We start from the raw sequence: 14,754 nt of genomic DNA on the forward strand, positions 1-14,754 counted from the left end.
CCCCCCCCCCCCCCCCCCCCCCCCCCCCCATTTTTTTTTACACCCACACCCCGCAAACCCCGATCGGAGTCCGTCTGGTGGGCTCGGATATGTGTAAAAGACACAGCATCCGGCCCCCTGGCCCCCGTCGCGGCGGGCCTGCGGGGGGTGCCCGGCACCCCCATCGGCCACGCGGCCGAGGCCGGCGAACGACTCCTCGCCGTCACCTTCAACGACCGGGCGACCGTCGCCGGCCGCGTCCGCGAGGCCGAACTCGAACGCGCCCGCACCATCGCCGCCAACCCACGGCTGCACCACGTCGTGGTCGCGGCCGGCCCCGAGGCACTGCCGTTCGCCGCGCTCGACCGCGGCCCGCTCACCGACGAACCGGGACCCGCGCTCATCAGCGCCGAACGCCACCGCCGCAGACTCGCCGCCGGCAGCGCCGACCACCTCGTCGGCCACGGCGCCCGGCAGGTGCTCGACGCCCACCCCGCCCGCCTGGCCGACCTGCTGCTCGACCGCCGCCGGCGGCACCTGCTGCGCCCCGCCACCGCCCTGGCCCGCGCCGACGGCCCATCGGCGCACTCCTTCTTCGTCCCCTTCACCGTCTACCGCGCCGCCCGCAGACTGGCCCGCACGCCCTACCGGGAGGGCGTCGAAGCCGTCGCCAGCCGGCTGCTCGAACCCCGCTTCGTCGAGGCCGACGGCCCCGGCGGCGACGGCACGGACGGCATCGACGGGGCCGTCGGAGCCTCCCTCGCCGCCCTCGCCTGGTGCCGGCCGGGGCCCGCGGCGCGCTGGCTGACCGGCGAGGCGCTGGCGGAAGTATCGGTTCGGCTGGAAGCCGCCGCGGCCCGCCCCGTCCTGCTGCGCCGTCCCGGCGAGCGCCGCGCCGACGCGGCCCTGGCCCGACACGCCGCCGACCACCGCGTCTTCGAACAGGCCGCGGAGATCCGCAGCCAGCGCCTGCACGCACCGTTCCTGGACAACCAGGTGGTACGCGCCTGCCGCGCGCTCCCCGAAGCGCTCCGTGTACAGCCGGGAGCGCGCGCCTCGGTGCTGCGCGCCGTCCTGGCCGGTGCGGGCATCCGCGATCTGCCGCCGGGCTGGGGCGCGCCCTCGCACGCCATGCACACCGTCGCCGCCCGCGCCGGCCTGCGGCACGCCATCGACGACCTGCTGGCCCTCTTCGACGCACCGCTGCTCGCCGACGCCGGCCTGGTGGAGGCCCGGGTCGTCCGCAAGGCCCTGCGCGCCGCCGCCGACGGCGAACGCGTCCCCCTGGACGGCCTCGCCGAACTCGTCTCCACCGAGATCTGGCTGCACCGCCTGCTCGCCCGCCGCGGCACCTGCTGGACCGGCACCGCGGCCCCCCGCCAACGCGCGGTGGCCGGCGGGGTGGTGCCCCGCCCCAGCTTGTGAGGGGCGCCGGCTGCGAGGGGGCGGCCGGCGGGAGCCGCGGTCCGTACGGGCCGTGCGGTTCGGGTGTGCCCGTGCCCTTGCTCGTGCCCGTGCTTGCGGTGGCGGAGGCGGGTGTTCCCGTGTACGTGGCCGGGCCCGGGCGCCCGGGTTCGGGTTCAGGTTCGGGTTCGGGTTCGGGTTCAGGCCAGTACGTGCCCGTACGTATCTGTCCGTACCGGTCCCTGCCCGGGTACGGGGTGTGAGTAGTTGAGATACAGAAAGTGCCGCTGAGGTTGATCTCGCTCGGGTCCGCCTACCGCGCGGGCGCTTCGAGCTGACGGGGGACGGCGTCGGCTCGCAGCTCGCGCAGGTCCGGGACGTGGTTGTAGAGCGTGCGCGGGGAAACGCCCAGCAGCTTCGCGATCGAGGTGATCGAGCGGTGGAAGAGTCCCTATGAGTCGCAGGCCCGCGAGTCGGCTGCCTCCGCAGACCTCGCAGGGAAATCCCTCACACCGACGCGGCCTGAGTACCCACGGGTCGTAGTGGGCTGATTGCCTCGGTCAGCGCTGCTTCCAGATAGTCCGTGCGCCCGGTCGTCTGGAGCATCACGACCCCGCCCTGGACGGCGGTCAGGATGCTGCGCGCACGACCGAGTGCCGCGTCTCGCCCAGCGGACGTCACCGTCTCCACGCCGCGCACGAGCGCCGCCTCCCACTTGTCGTAGAGAGAGGAGACGACTGCGCGCGTCCGCGGGGAGGATTTGCCCAGCTCCGCGGTGAGGCTGCCGAGGGGGCAGCGCTGCCCCAGTTCCGTGTAGTGGGTGAGCACCGCGTGCTGCCAATCCTGCCAGGACTCCCACGTCGAAAGATCGCCCAGAAACGGCTGCTGCGCCTCCAGGACCTGCGCGGCCTCGTACTCGGTGACGGCTGCCAGAAGGTCGGACCTGCCCTCGGGAAAGTAGTGGAACAGCTGGCTCTTGCTGGTCGCCGTGACCGCCCGTACGTCGTCGAGCGACGTGTCGGCGATCCCCTTCTCCCGGATCAGAAGCGCCGCGGCAACAACGATGCGCTGTCGAGTCGCTCTGCCCTTCGCGGTCAGCCCCTTCTTCATCTTCACATCATCGCACGCTTTTGGACCTTTTGGTCCATCTTTGGGCCTGTAACGGCATCCCGAACCGCCTCCAGGGCTGGACGGCCACGTCGGCTGCTCCGCCGAACGGGCCCGCCTGCCGCTTCCGCCACCTGGAATCCCGTACCGACTCGCCGCCCACCTTGCGCCGTCCGGAGGCTTGCCGCGGCTCCGCCCGGCACGCATGCCGCGTCTGTCGGCAGCCCGCTTGGCGCGAGTGCTGCTGGGCGACGCAGCCGGTCGGGTCCGGTGGCCGGCGTCTCTCATGTTTGGACTTGCCGGTCCATTTTTGGGGGCGCATGATGAATGGACCAAACAGTCCACAGGGGCTCGGAACACCCCGGTGGTGGCCGCATCACAGACCGCTTGGTCGTCGGCCCGCGGCGCACGTGCATGACGTCAAGAAGGAAGGTCGACCATGGAAGCCGTTGAGCGCCTCAGTATCACCGAGGAACTCCGCCGTCTGATGGCCCGCTACGTCCGCTATGCGGATCGCCAGCGCTGGGACGACCTGGCGAACCTGTTCACACCTGACGGTACGTTCAGCCCGCACAAGCCGGACGGAACGGTGTGGCTGCACATGAACGGCCGGGACGAGATCGCCGCGACGATCGGCTCCAGCGGCGGCCCCGGCGTCACCCTGATCCACCACCTGTTCTCCGATGAGATCGACGTCGACTCGGAGACCACCGCCCACGGCGTGTTCGCGATGGAGGACATCGTCACCCGTCCCGAGGGTGCCGCGGTGTCCGAGACCGTTCCCTTCAGGGGCATGCACGGCTTCGGCCACTACCACGCACGTTTCGTCAAGATCGATGGTTCCTGGCAGATCGCCGAGCTCAAGCAGACCCGAGTCCGTCTGGACTTCACCGCCTGACAGCTTCCGTGACCCCTTCAGCAACACATTCCCTTTCATTCCAACAGAGAGCAGCATCGCCATGAGCAACAGCAACAAGCCCGTCGCGCTGGAGCCCCACCACATCGACGTCTCCCAGGACGCCCTCGATGACCTCAAGGACCGCCTCCAGAAGACCCGCTTCTTCGACGACCTGGACAACGAGGAGGAGTACTACGGCATCAGCACCGCCTACCTGAAGCCGCTCGTGGAGTACTGGGCGGGCGGCTTCGACTGGCGTGCGCAGGAGAAGCGGCTTAACGCCTACAACCAGCACAAGGTCGAGATCGACGGCGCACCCGTGCACTTCGTGTACGAGCGCGGCAGGGGCCCGAACCCGATCCCGCTCATCATCAGCCCCGGATGGCCGTGGCCCGGCGAGTTCAGCTACGGGCTCATCGGGCCGCTGACGGACCCCGCCGCCCATGGCGGTGACCCGTCCGTCTCGTTCGACGTCATCATCCCGGACCTGCCCGGCTTCGCCTGGTCCACCCCTGTCGGCAGAGGCGATCTGAACTACTGGAAGATCGCCGACATCCTGCACAAGCTCATGACCGAGGTGCTGGGCTACGAGAAGTACGGGGCGGCGGGTTCCGACTACGGAGCTCTGGTGACGAGTGCGCTCGGCCACAAGTACGCCGACAGCATCATCGGCCTGCACTACGGCCACGACATGCCTCCGGGCCAGTTCGCCAACGAGCGGTTCTGGGACCTGACCGACGGCAGCAAGATCCCCGAGGACGCCGCGCCGGAGCTGCGGGAGGGCTTGGAGAACTTCGTCAACACGTACGTCTCCCACGTCGCCGTGCACATGCTGGACGGCTCGACCCTCACCCACGGTCTGAACGACTCCCCCATCGGGATGCTCGCCTGGCTGCTGCGGCGGTGGAAGAAGTGGAGCGACAAGCGGGGCAACTTCGAGGAGGCCTTCCCCCGCGACTTCATCCTCACGCAGGCCACCGTCTTCTGGGTGACGCAGTCCATCGGCACCTCGATCCGGATGTACCGCAACGCGGTGCGTCACCCGTGGGTGCCCTCCCACGACCGTCGGCCCGTCGTCGAGCCGCCGGCCGGCTTCACCTTCCTGCTCGGTGACGCCTATCCGCCCGCCATCAACACCACCGAAGAGCGCATCGCCCTCTTCGAGAACGGGCCCACGCGCAGTTCTTTCAACGTGGTCAACGTCAATGCCCACAGGAAGGGCGGCCACTTCGTCCACTACGAGAACCCCGAGGCGTTCACCTCCGACCTCGTCGAGACCTTCCGCAGGATCGGTGGCTGACCCCGCGGGCGACAGACCTCCTGCTCCAGTCCCGGAAACAGCAGGCCAGACACCGTGCCGCTGCCTCACCGGGTGCCGTCCGACAACTTCGCACAGCTCAAGTTCGAGACCGTGCACCAGGCGGTGAACGGTGACATCGTCATCGCCGAGCAGATCCACGGTCTCGCCCTGCCCGGCGGGAAGCTCGCCCCGGTGATGAACATGGCGATCTACGAGCTCCGCGACGGCAGGATCGCGGCTTGGCGCGACTACACCAACCCCGCCTACGCGTCCACGTTGTTGCAGGCTTGAGCAGGCCGCTCCGCCATTCCTTTGCCGCGTGCCGACCGTTCGGCAGGCGTACCGACAGAACCGAGAGAAAGAGGGTGTGCGCCATGCGCGCCGTAGTAGTGGAAGAGCTGGGCGGACCGGAAGTGCTCCAGCTGAAGGAATGCCCCGACCCCGCACCAGGGCCGGGCGAACTGGTGGTGGACATCGACTTCTCCGGTATCAACTTCATGGACACCGGCACCCGCTCCGGATTCCCGGTGCCTGGCAACCCACCCTTCGTCCCCGGGGTCGAGGGCGCCGGACGGGTCACCGCCATCGGCGAGGGCGTCAGCGGCTTCGCCGTCGGCGACCGGGTGGCCTGGGCCTACGTCCACGGCAGCTACGCCGAGAGGATCGCGGTCCCCGCCGCCCAAGTCGTCCCCGTCCCGGACGACATCCCCAGCGACATCGCCGCCGCGACGATGATGCAGGGACTCACCGCACACCACTTCGTCACCGAGTCCGCGCCCCTGGCCGAGGGCGAGACCGCGCTCGTGCACTCCGCCGCCGGCGGGGTCGGGCGCATCGTGACCCAACTGCTCAAGCTGCGCGGCGCGCGCGTGATCGGCCTGGTCTCCCGCGAGGAGAAGGTCCAGGCCGCGAAGGCGGCGGGCGCGGACGAGGTCCTCGTCTCCTCGGGCGGTGACTTCGTGGATCGGGTCAAGGACCTGACCGACGGCGAGGGAGTCCACGCGGTCTTTGACGGCGGCGGCGCCGCCACGTTCTGGTCCTCGGCCGAGGTACTGCGACGGGTCGGGACCCTGGTCTACTACGGCCCGCTGATCGGCGACATCCCCACGGTGCGGCTGTTCGACCTGCCCAAGAGCATCAAACTCACCTACGCGGTGTTCGCCGACCACATTCACAACCGGGAGCTGCTGCTCCAACACACCGGAGACCTCTTCGACAAGATCCGCGAGGGCAAGCTACAGATCGACATCAGCGAGCGCTATCCCCTGGGCGCCGCCGAGCAGGCCCACGCCGACATCGAATCGCGCCGCACCTCCGGCAAGCTGCTGCTCGACCCGCGCCGTTGAGCCGGAATCCCCGAACGACGGCCTGACGCAGCTCAGATCTTCCCCCTGGCGGTAGGGAAGCTCGGCCGCATCGAGGAGAAGTGGACCGCGGGACTGCGCCCGGCCGAGCAGCACGCGGACTGACGCCAACATCGGCGGCTGTGAACCGGCAGGGTGGCGACTGCACCCAACCCGAAAATCGACTGCCCGCGCATCCCACACCGGGGCCCGGCGTTGCCGCGGCGGGCCCACCCTCGTCGAGGCCTGTGAGCCCCAAGTGCCGGTACTGGTGCAGGTTGTCGAGTGCACCGCCGTCAGTCTTCGTCCTCATCGTCCTCGACGGCGTCCGGGTCGCGGAAGGGGCGCAGGCTCTGGCCGGGGCCGGGTGGCCTTGATGTTGAACAGGTAGCGGCCCAGGAAGTTGATGTGCCGGTCCTTGAGAGGGGAGAGGCGGGCGACCGTCCTCGTCCTTGATGTCGTGGCCCTCGGGCCGGTGTTGATGCTCTTGACGGGGACCACGAAGCGCAGGCCGTCGACGGAGGCGAGCAGCCCGCCGCCCCACATCTGGGCCAGCCCGATGCGGGACTGGGCGGTGATGAGCGTGGCGTTCGCCGCGGCGATGGTGTCGGCACGCACATGGTTCTGGTCGACGTGGGACAGCCGCGAGCGCGGCAGGGCCTTGATCGTAGGGTCGATGACCGGGGTCAGGCCGATGTTGCAGCGCTGCGAGACCAGCAGCGCGACCAGGGAGGCGGGCAGGCCCTCCATCCGGGTGCGCCGCTCGGAGACGTGGCCGAAAGCGTCGAGGAACCCAGTCCAGGAGTGGACCTCGAAGAGCAGGTCCGGCAGGTCGATCCGGGGGAGCGTCGCCTCCGTGGTGGCCTTCAGCCAGGTCAGCGACTCCGGGTTCGCCCACGGCGCCGAGCTTGTCCACCGACAGGCGGGCGCGTCCGCCTGTCGGGGACGACGATCTCCACCCTCGCGTCGTCGCCAGCCTCCTCCAGCCGGTCGGCCATCTGTCGCCGCGCCGCGTCCAGCCCCCGGGTGAGTTGGGCCAACAGCGCGGTCCGCCGCGGCTCCGGAGCCCGCTCGACCGTCTGCGCCTTGCTCAACTGCCCGTACCGGGCCAGCGCGGACAGCCGATTCACCGGCACCCGCGACAGGTTCACCCGCCCCAGCGCGAACGCGGAATTCTCGTCCACACGCTCCATACACGGCCACCCCGAGCCGGTGCGCGTCCGTACGCCGCAGCGCGATCAGATCGCGGTCGTCATCGTCGAGGAAGAAGAACCGCTCCAGCTCCGGGCGCGTGGGCATCGCGGTGAACGTCCCGTACACCTCGGCCTGCTCGTCAGTCAGAAACTCCACCGGCACGGCCGGGACCGTAGCCACCCGAGACGCCCCGCCCGGCGGGTATCGCCGAACCCCAGCAGCACCGCCGGACGGTGTGGTGGCCGAGAAAGATCAATCTCAGCGGCACTTTCTGTACCGCTTCTGTACCGCAACTACTCACACCCGGGTACGGACCCGTCCGTGCGCGCACGCGCGCGAGGAGGCGCACGAAGAAACGTGCGGGGACGCGAGAGGACGCAGCAGAGAAGCTGAGAGACGGGGCAGTCGGCGGGAGCACCGGGGCAGCGGCGGAGCGTCCCCGGCGGTTCTCGGTGGGGGAGCGAGGAGAATGGTGTGGTGCGTTATTTGATCCTGGGCGTCACCGAGGCGTACGACCACGACGGGCAGCCGCTGCCCGTCGGTGGCCCGCGGCTGCGCGCGCTGCTGACCTCGCTCGCCGCGCACGCCACCCGCCCGACCACCGCCCTCGCCCCGGTCGACGCACTGATCGACGAAGTGTGGGGCGAGCGCCCGCCGGCCGACGCGCCCGCCGCCCTGCAAGCGCTGGTCGGCCGGCTGCGGCGCAACCTGGGCAAGCCGGCCGTACAGTCCGCGCCCGGCGGCTACCGGCTGACGGCCGCACCGCACGACATCGACCTCGCCGTCTTCGAGGAGCGGGCCCTGGCCGGCGGCCGTGCGCGGGGCGCCGGCGACCCCGCGACCGCCGCCGCCCTGCTGCGCGACGCGCTGGCCCTGTGGCGCGGCCCTGCCCTCGCCGACCTGCGAGGCCGTGCGGTGGCCACGGCCCGCGCCGACGCCCTCCGCCTCACCGCGCTCCATCAGCGCATCGAGGCCGACATCGCGCTGGGCCACGGCATCGACGCCATCCCCGAACTGCGCGAACTCATCGCCCAACACCCCCTGGACGAGCCCTTCCACGCCCAACTCATCCGCGCCCTGCGCGCCGCCGACCGCACGGCCGACGCCCTCACCGCGTACGAGAACGCCCGCCGCACCCTCGCCGAACACCTCGGCACCGACCCCGGCAGCGAACTACGCCAACTCCACGCGACCCTCCTCACCCCCGACGACGACCGTCCGCGCGGGCGGGTTGTGGGTACGGGGCCGGGGCCGGGGGTGGGTACGCGCGCGGGGGCGCGTGATGGGGCGGGTGCTGGTACGGATACGGGTGCGCGTGCTGGGGCGGGTGCCGGTACGGGGACGAGTGTCGGTACGGGTACGGGTGTCGGCGCCGGGGGCCCGGGGGCTGGTGGCGGGCCGGTGGTTGCCGGCGGGCGCGGCGGCGTGATCGGCGCGGCGGGTACGGGGCCTGACGACGGTGGCGCGAACGCCCGGGGCGGGGTTCGGCCCGACACCGACCGGGCGGCAGCGGCGAAGGACGACCCGGCGGCGGGTTCGGCGGCCGGTCCGGAGGTTGCTCCGACGGCTGTTCCCACGGCCGGCCCGGCGGCCGGCCCCTTGGCCCGACCCACGCCCGGCGCTGCGACTGACCCGCCAGGCGGCACACCGGGCGGCACGCCGACCGGACCGGTGAACGGCATTGTGGGTGGACCGCCAAGTAGCGTACGAATAAAGGCAGTTGAGGCCGTCAGCGATCTGCGGCGGGAGGGGCGCGCGGGGCATCCGGCCCCCGCCCCGGCTGCTGTCTCCGATCCGACTCCAACTCTGTCCCCGGCCCCAACCCCAACCCTGTCCCCGACCCCGACCCCGACCCCGTCCGCAACGGCGACGGCCGGCGCGCGGCAGTCCGCCGGGAGCGCGACCGTCGGGGCCGCAGCCGCAGCCGGTGCCAAGGCAGCGGGCGCCACGGCAGCCGAACCCCTCCCCGTAGCCCCCCTAGCCGCCGAGCCCCGGCCCGCAGAGCTCCCAGCCACGCCGCCCCCGGCAGCAGGTACGGGCCCCCGGGGCTGGCAGGGGCCGCCGGGCAACCTCCGGGCGCGGCTCACCAGCTTCGTCGGTCGAAGTGCCGAAATCCGCGCGCTGGGACGGGAGTTGAGCGGCGCGCGTCTGGTCACGCTCACCGGACCGGGAGGTTCCGGCAAGACCCGGCTCTCCGAAGAGACCGCCGCCACCGTCACCGGCGACTACCCCGACGGCGTCTGGATCGCCGAACTCGCACCGCTCGACAGCCCGGCCGACGTCGCCGGTGCGGTGCTCAGCGCCGTGGGCCGACGGGACACCACCCTGCACGGTGGTGGCCTGGAATCGCGGGTCGGCTCCGACTCCATAGCGCCCACCGCCCGCCTGGTCGAACACTGCGCCCACCGCCGGCTGTTGTTGGTGCTCGACAACTGTGAGCACGTCATCGCGGCGGCGGCCGAACTCGCCGACACGCTGCTCACGCACTGCCCCGGCGTCACGGTGCTGGCCACCAGCCGCGAACCGCTCGGCGTGCCGGGCGAGGCGGTACGGCCCGTCGAACCCCTGCCGCCCGCCCCGGCCCACCGGCTCTTCGCGGAGCGCGCCGCCGCCGCGCGCCCCGGGTTCGACCCGGCCGGCGCCCCGGAGACCGAGGCGGCCGTGGCCGAGATCTGTCGCCGCCTGGACGGCCTGCCGCTGGCCATCGAACTCGCCGCCGCCCGGCTGCGGATGCTCTCGCCGCTCCAGATCGCGGATCGGCTCGACGACCGGTTCCGGCTGCTGACCAGCGGAAGCCGCACCGTACTGCCGCGCCAACAGACGTTGCGCGCGGTCGTCGACTGGTCCTGGGACCTGCTCGACGAGCGGGAACGCGCCGTACTGCTGCGGGCCTCCGTGTTCGCCGGTAGCTGGGACCTGTCGGCGGCCGAGGCGGTCTGCGCCGACGGCCCGTACGACCCATTGACGACCGCCCCGCACATCCAGCACACCCCGCACGCCGCGCACATCCCGCACCCCGGCCGTGACCCCATCGACCCGGGGGACGTGCTCGACCTGCTCGGGGCGCTGGTGGACAAGTCCCTCCTGGTCGTCACGCACACCCCGGCCGGGCCCGACGACAGCGGCGGCGTGCCGCGGTACCGCATGTTGGAGACGATCCACGAGTACGTCACCGAGCGGCTCACCGAACGGGCCCTGGCCGGTCCGCGGGGCCGCGCCGAACGCATCGCGACCGGCCGCCGACACGCCCGCTACTTCCGCGACCTCGCCCGGGCGGCCGAACCGAAGCTGCGGTCCGCCGACCAACTGCCCTGGCTGCGCCGCCTTGAGGTGGATCTCGACAACTTCCGTACGGCCCTGCACCGCTGCCTCACCCCGATCGAGCGCCGCACGGCGGATGCGGCCACCCCCCACGCCCCCGCCCACCCGCTGCGTTCCGGCCACGCAGCGCCCCCGCAGCCCGGCCGGCACGACAACGGCATCGACGACCTGGTGACCGCCACCGACCTGGTCTTCGACCTCGGCTGGTTCTGGTGGCTCCGTGACTACCGGGACGAGGGCGCGGGCTGGGTCGGCCGCGTACTGGACGTCGACGCGTCCCGACCGGCCGGGCCGCACCCTCCCACGGACCGGCCGGCCCCACCCGGCCCCGCGCTCGGCCATCCCGAGCCGGCCGCGGCCCCGCCGGACGGCGACCCCGTACCCGACCATCCCGAGCCGGCCGCGATCCCGCCGCCGGGCGGCGATTCCGTGACTCCGCCGAACGTCGATTCCGCGGCCCCGCCGGACGGCGACCCCGCGGCCGACCGCTACTGGCGCCGGCTCGACCTCCAGCTCCTCCACTACTTCCTGCTCTCCGAACACCGCTCGTCCGACGTCCTCCAGGACCCGACCACGGTGGAGGTGTCCCGCGCCATCCGAGACGCGTACCACGCCCACGAGGGGAAGCGGAGCGCACGCTTCCCCGGGCTGCTGTGGCCGTTCACCGGCTACCTCATCGACGGGCACATGGGCGGGAACGCGCTGCTCGACCGGTCGCTCGCCAACGTGCGCCGGTACGGTGACGACTGGGCGGTCGGCGTCCTGTTGATGTTCCGCACCCACATGGCCATCGACACCACGGGCGGAATGCGGCGGATCAACGAGGACTGGGCGGAGTTGCGCGCCATCAGCCGGCGGGTGGGCGACCGGTGGATGCTGACCCAGGCCCACGAGGCGAGCGGCGAGATGGCGGCGATGGACGGCCGCTACGCCGCGGCCCGCGCCGACTTCCGCGAGGCGCTGCGGCTGGCCGCCGAACTCGGCGCGCACACCGAACGCCCGTTCCTCATCTCCCGGCTCGGCGACCTCGCCCACACCTGCGGCGACCCCGTGGCAGCCGGCGAATTCCTCGACCAGTCGGACGAGGTGGCAAGTCGGTTCGGCGGCGAACAGGTGCGCGCCTTCAACGACTCGCTGCGCGCCTCCATCGCCTTGCAGTACGGCGACGTCGCCAGCGCCCGCACCTACTGCCAGCGGGCCCGCGAGGCGGCCCGCAACACCTCGCCGCCACCCCAGTTCGCCCTCGCTCTGGGCGGCGTGGAAGCCCAGGTCAGCGCTGCGTCGGGGGATGTACGCGGCGGGCTCGGCCGGGTGCGCGACGCGCTGTCCGACGGCATCGCCACCAACTGCACGGAGGTCCTGCTCGCCCGTACGGCCGAGATCGGCGCGTACCTCCTCACGGTGCTCGGCGAGCACGTCGCCGCGGCCCGGCTGCTCGGGCTCACCGACGGCTGGCGCGGCGCCCTGCCCCGTACCCCGCTCGCCCGCGCACTGGCGGACCGGGTCGCACGCGCGGGCGGGCGCGCGCTGGGCGATGCGGAGTTCGCCGCTCTGCGCCGGCAGGGTCGGGAACTCCCGGTCGCCGCCGCCGTCATGCTGGTCGGCGAGTTCGCCGATCCACCGGCCGATCTACTGGCCGATCCACCGGCCGATCCGCCGGTTGGGCCGCTGGCCGGGCCTCCGCCCCCTCCGCCGCGGCCGTCGGCCGGGCCTCCTCCGCCACCGCTTCCGCCGGCCGGACCACCTCCACCTCCCGAGCCCCCCGAGCCGCTTCTGTCTCCCGCGCCGGGCGAAGCTCTACCCCCCGAGCCGGGCGCGCCGAACGTGCTGAGCGCGCTCCCGGAACCACCTGCCCCGACCGGCGAGGACGTCTGACCGGTCGGCATCGGGCGGCCACGGGCCGGAGGGCGGGCCGCCGCGGGGCCGGAGCCGCCGCCGCAGGCCGGGCCGTCGCGGGTCGGTCGGAGTCGGGCCGCCGGAGTCGGGGCCGAGCCGTCGCGGAGTCGCAGCCGGAGCCGGGCGGTCGCGAGGCCCGTGGGCCGGGCCGGCGATCACTGCCCCGCAGCCTCCGAGCCACCCGCCGCGGCCCGCTCGATGCGAGCGAACTGCCCATCGGCCAGGGTGAGTTCGAGCGCCCTGGCGTTCTCCGTGAGGTGCGCGACCGACCTGGTGCCCGGGATCGGCAGCACATGGGGCGCGCGGTGCAGCAGCCAGGCCAGAGCCGTCTGCGCCGGCGTGGCACCGAGTTCCGCCGCGACCTCGGCGAGCGGCCCGTCCTGGCGCGCGTGGCTGCCGGTCGCGACCGGGAAGTACGGTACGAACGCGATGCCCTCGGCCGCCGTGTGCGCCACCACCTCCTCATGACCGCGGGTCGCCAGGTTGTACACGTTCTGCACGGCCGCGATCGGTGCGGTCCGCCGGGCCTCGGACAGCTCGGCCACGGTCACCTCCGACAGCCCGATGTGCCGCACCTTCCCCTCCTGCTGCAACTGGGCGAGCGCGCCGACCTGCTCGGCCAGCGGCACGTTCGGGTCGATGCGGTGCAGGTAGAGCAGGTCGATGCGGTCGGTCCGCAGCCGGCGCAGGCTCAGCTCGGCCTGCTGGCGCAGATACGCGGGATGCCCGAGCGGCACCCACTCGGTGGTCGACGGCCGCACCACACCGACCTTCGTGGCCACCACCAGGTCGTCCCGGCGCGGGTGCAGCGCCTCGGCGATCAGTTCCTCGCTCGCGCCGAGCGCGTAGGCGTCCGCCGTGTCGATCAGGTTCACCCCGAGGTCCACGGCCGCCCGCAGCAGCGCAATGGCCTCGTCCCGGTCGGTCGGCGCGGTCCAGATGGGTGTCGCCATCCCTCCGGGTGCTTCCGGAGAGTCGGTGAGCCGCATGGCCCCGTACCCGATCCGCCGCACCGACAGCTCACCACCTATCCGGAACACCCGGCTGAGCTGCGAGGTTGTAGCTTCGGTCGTCGTCTCTTGCGCGGTGTTCGTCATGCCGGGGACGCTATGACCTGACATGGATGAGAGATTCAAGCGGTTGTGAGGGGGATCACGATGGAGACCGTGACCGGTGCCATGAAGATCGGCGAACTGTCGACGCGTACGGGCGTGAACGTGCGCCTGCTGCGCTACTACGAGGAACAGGGCCTGCTCACATCGGAACGCACCCCCGGCGGACACCGCGTCTACGGCGCCGACGCCCCACGGGTCGTACGCCGCATCCGCCAACTCCTCGCCGCCGGCCTCTCCACCCGCATCATCGGCGAGATCCTGACCTGCGTCTGCGGCAGCGACGAAGAGATCGAACCCTGCCTCGGCCCCCTCCTGCTCGACCAACTACGCGACCTGGACCAACAGTTGGACCGCCTCGCCCTCACCCGCGCCTCCCTCGCGGATCTCGTCGCCACGACGGGTGGAGAGTCGGAGTGAGCCGGGGCCTGCCTGGCACCCCTCGGGTGGGTTGACCCGGCGGTCGGCTGGGTCGGTCGGTCGGTCGGCCGGCTGGGTTGGTTGGTTGGTTGGGTCGGCCGGCTGGGTTGGCTGGGTTGGTTCGGTACGCGGTCGGGTTAGGGCCCGAGCAGCCCTGGCCTCCCAGCAACCCCGGCCCTCCCCCAGCAACCTTGGCCACCCCGCCAGCCCCGGCCATGCAGCAGCCCCAGCCACCCCGCCAGCCCCGACAACCTCAGCAGCCCAGGCCACCCCCAGCGGCCCGGCCGCCCCCCGCCCCCTCACCGGCAGCCGATGCGGGACTCGGCCCAGTCGCCGAGCGAGACGTAGCCGAAGACCGACTGCGGCTCGACGACCAGCCGGATCGAGGTCTGCCCGGCCAGCGAGACCCGTACCGGTACGGCCGGCTCACCAGCGCGTACGACGCCCGAGCGCCACAGCCGCGCCGAGTCGCCGTAGACCGCGAACCGTGCCGCGCCCACCCCCTGCGTGAGGTCGTCGAGCCCGACGAACGCCTCGTACGACACACAGGTGCGGTTCAGATCGATGGTCACCGACGACGGCGCGTGCATCGTCGCGCCGTGCGCGTAGCGCTTGCCGTCGATCGCCAGGCCGTCGCGCTGCCACAGCGGACTGCTGCCGAGCAGCCGCACCTCCGGCTTGGTGCCGTCGCCGACGCCGCCGTACTCCAGCCGGTTGACCTGGTACACGGTCGGCGGCGGAGGCGGCTTCGGCAGCGGCGGTTTGGGCGTGGGCTTCGGG

General features: G+C 72.3%; 10 protein-coding genes and 2 pseudogenes. 7 read left to right on the forward strand and 5 right to left on the reverse strand.

The window, feature by feature from the left end:
- Positions 1 to 1,404 (forward strand): asparagine synthase-related protein (locus tag AAHZ94_RS13840; protein WP_349993162.1); only part of this gene is annotated, 1,404 nt, incomplete at its 5' end.
- A 486-nt stretch (positions 1,405 to 1,890) separates the two neighbouring features.
- On the opposite strand, the gene AAHZ94_RS13850 is transcribed toward AAHZ94_RS13840, so the two are convergent.
- Positions 1,891 to 2,493: a TetR/AcrR family transcriptional regulator gene (locus AAHZ94_RS13850; protein WP_349993163.1), complete on the reverse strand. Its 603-nt coding sequence runs from the start codon at positions 2,491 to 2,493 to the stop codon at positions 1,891 to 1,893.
- A gap of 436 nt (positions 2,494 to 2,929) precedes the next feature.
- On the opposite strand from AAHZ94_RS13850, the gene AAHZ94_RS13855 reads away from it, so the two are divergent.
- The 4 genes from AAHZ94_RS13855 to AAHZ94_RS13870 all read left to right on the forward strand — a co-directional run bounded on the left by AAHZ94_RS13855 (position 2,930) and on the right by AAHZ94_RS13870 (position 6,034).
- Positions 2,930 to 3,388 (forward strand): nuclear transport factor 2 family protein, encoded by a 459-nt coding sequence (locus AAHZ94_RS13855; protein WP_349993164.1) that lies wholly within the window; start codon positions 2,930 to 2,932, stop codon positions 3,386 to 3,388.
- A 61-nt stretch (positions 3,389 to 3,449) separates the two neighbouring features.
- Positions 3,450 to 4,688, forward strand: a complete 1,239-nt coding sequence (locus AAHZ94_RS13860; RefSeq protein ID WP_349993165.1) for an epoxide hydrolase family protein — start codon at positions 3,450 to 3,452, stop codon at positions 4,686 to 4,688.
- Between the two features lie 54 nt (positions 4,689 to 4,742).
- Positions 4,743 to 4,979 (forward strand): nuclear transport factor 2 family protein, encoded by a 237-nt coding sequence (locus tag AAHZ94_RS13865; protein ID WP_349993166.1) that lies wholly within the window; start codon positions 4,743 to 4,745, stop codon positions 4,977 to 4,979.
- 83 nt (positions 4,980 to 5,062) lie between these two features.
- Positions 5,063 to 6,034, forward strand: coding sequence for a quinone oxidoreductase family protein (locus tag AAHZ94_RS13870; RefSeq protein ID WP_349993167.1), 972 nt, complete (start codon positions 5,063 to 5,065; stop codon positions 6,032 to 6,034).
- 465 nt (positions 6,035 to 6,499) lie between these two features.
- Here AAHZ94_RS13870 and AAHZ94_RS13875 read toward each other — a convergent pair.
- Together AAHZ94_RS13875 and AAHZ94_RS13880 are read right to left on the reverse strand one after the other, a co-directional pair.
- Positions 6,500 to 7,080 (reverse strand): annotated as a pseudogene (locus AAHZ94_RS13875) (Tn3 family transposase); the annotation flags it as partial.
- 142 nt (positions 7,081 to 7,222) lie between these two features.
- A pseudogene (locus AAHZ94_RS13880) lies at positions 7,223 to 7,405 on the reverse strand (DUF4158 domain-containing protein); the annotation flags it as partial.
- A gap of 297 nt (positions 7,406 to 7,702) precedes the next feature.
- Between AAHZ94_RS13880 and AAHZ94_RS13885 the strand changes: the two are divergent.
- Complete coding sequence (locus AAHZ94_RS13885; RefSeq protein WP_349993172.1) at positions 7,703 to 12,421, forward strand: BTAD domain-containing putative transcriptional regulator; 4,719 nt, start codon at positions 7,703 to 7,705, stop codon at positions 12,419 to 12,421.
- Positions 12,422 to 12,597: 176 nt separating this feature from the next.
- On the opposite strand, the gene AAHZ94_RS13890 is transcribed toward AAHZ94_RS13885, so the two are convergent.
- Entirely contained in the window at positions 12,598 to 13,539 is a 942-nt protein-coding gene (locus tag AAHZ94_RS13890) for an aldo/keto reductase (protein ID WP_349993168.1), read from the reverse strand.
- 60 nt (positions 13,540 to 13,599) lie between these two features.
- On the opposite strand from AAHZ94_RS13890, the gene AAHZ94_RS13895 reads away from it, so the two are divergent.
- Entirely contained in the window at positions 13,600 to 13,974 is a 375-nt protein-coding gene (locus AAHZ94_RS13895) for a MerR family transcriptional regulator (protein ID WP_349993169.1), read from the forward strand.
- Positions 13,975 to 14,273: 299 nt separating this feature from the next.
- On the opposite strand, the gene AAHZ94_RS13900 is transcribed toward AAHZ94_RS13895, so the two are convergent.
- Positions 14,274 to 14,754, reverse strand: a 481-nt coding sequence (locus AAHZ94_RS13900) for an NPCBM/NEW2 domain-containing protein (RefSeq protein WP_349993170.1), incomplete at its 5' end; no start/stop codon positions are given.

It is taken from the genome of Streptomyces sp. HSW2009 (genome assembly GCF_040240285.1).
Taxonomy (GTDB): Bacteria; Actinomycetota; Actinomycetes; order Streptomycetales; family Streptomycetaceae; genus Streptomyces.

What these genes read in the sequence shown, in the direction of transcription:
- AAHZ94_RS13850 (WP_349993163.1), bottom strand. Translation starts at nt 2,493, where the DNA reads ATGAAGAAGGGGCTGACCGCGAAGGGCAGAGCGACTCGACAGCGCATC.
- AAHZ94_RS13855 (WP_349993164.1), top strand. Translation starts at nt 2,930, where the DNA reads ATGGAAGCCGTTGAGCGCCTCAGTATCACCGAGGAACTCCGCCGTCTG.
- AAHZ94_RS13860 (WP_349993165.1), top strand. Translation starts at nt 3,450, where the DNA reads ATGAGCAACAGCAACAAGCCCGTCGCGCTGGAGCCCCACCACATCGAC.
- AAHZ94_RS13870 (WP_349993167.1), top strand. Translation starts at nt 5,063, where the DNA reads ATGCGCGCCGTAGTAGTGGAAGAGCTGGGCGGACCGGAAGTGCTCCAG.
- AAHZ94_RS13890 (WP_349993168.1), bottom strand. Translation starts at nt 13,539, where the DNA reads ATGACGAACACCGCGCAAGAGACGACGACCGAAGCTACAACCTCGCAG.
- AAHZ94_RS13895 (WP_349993169.1), top strand. Translation starts at nt 13,600, where the DNA reads ATGGAGACCGTGACCGGTGCCATGAAGATCGGCGAACTGTCGACGCGT.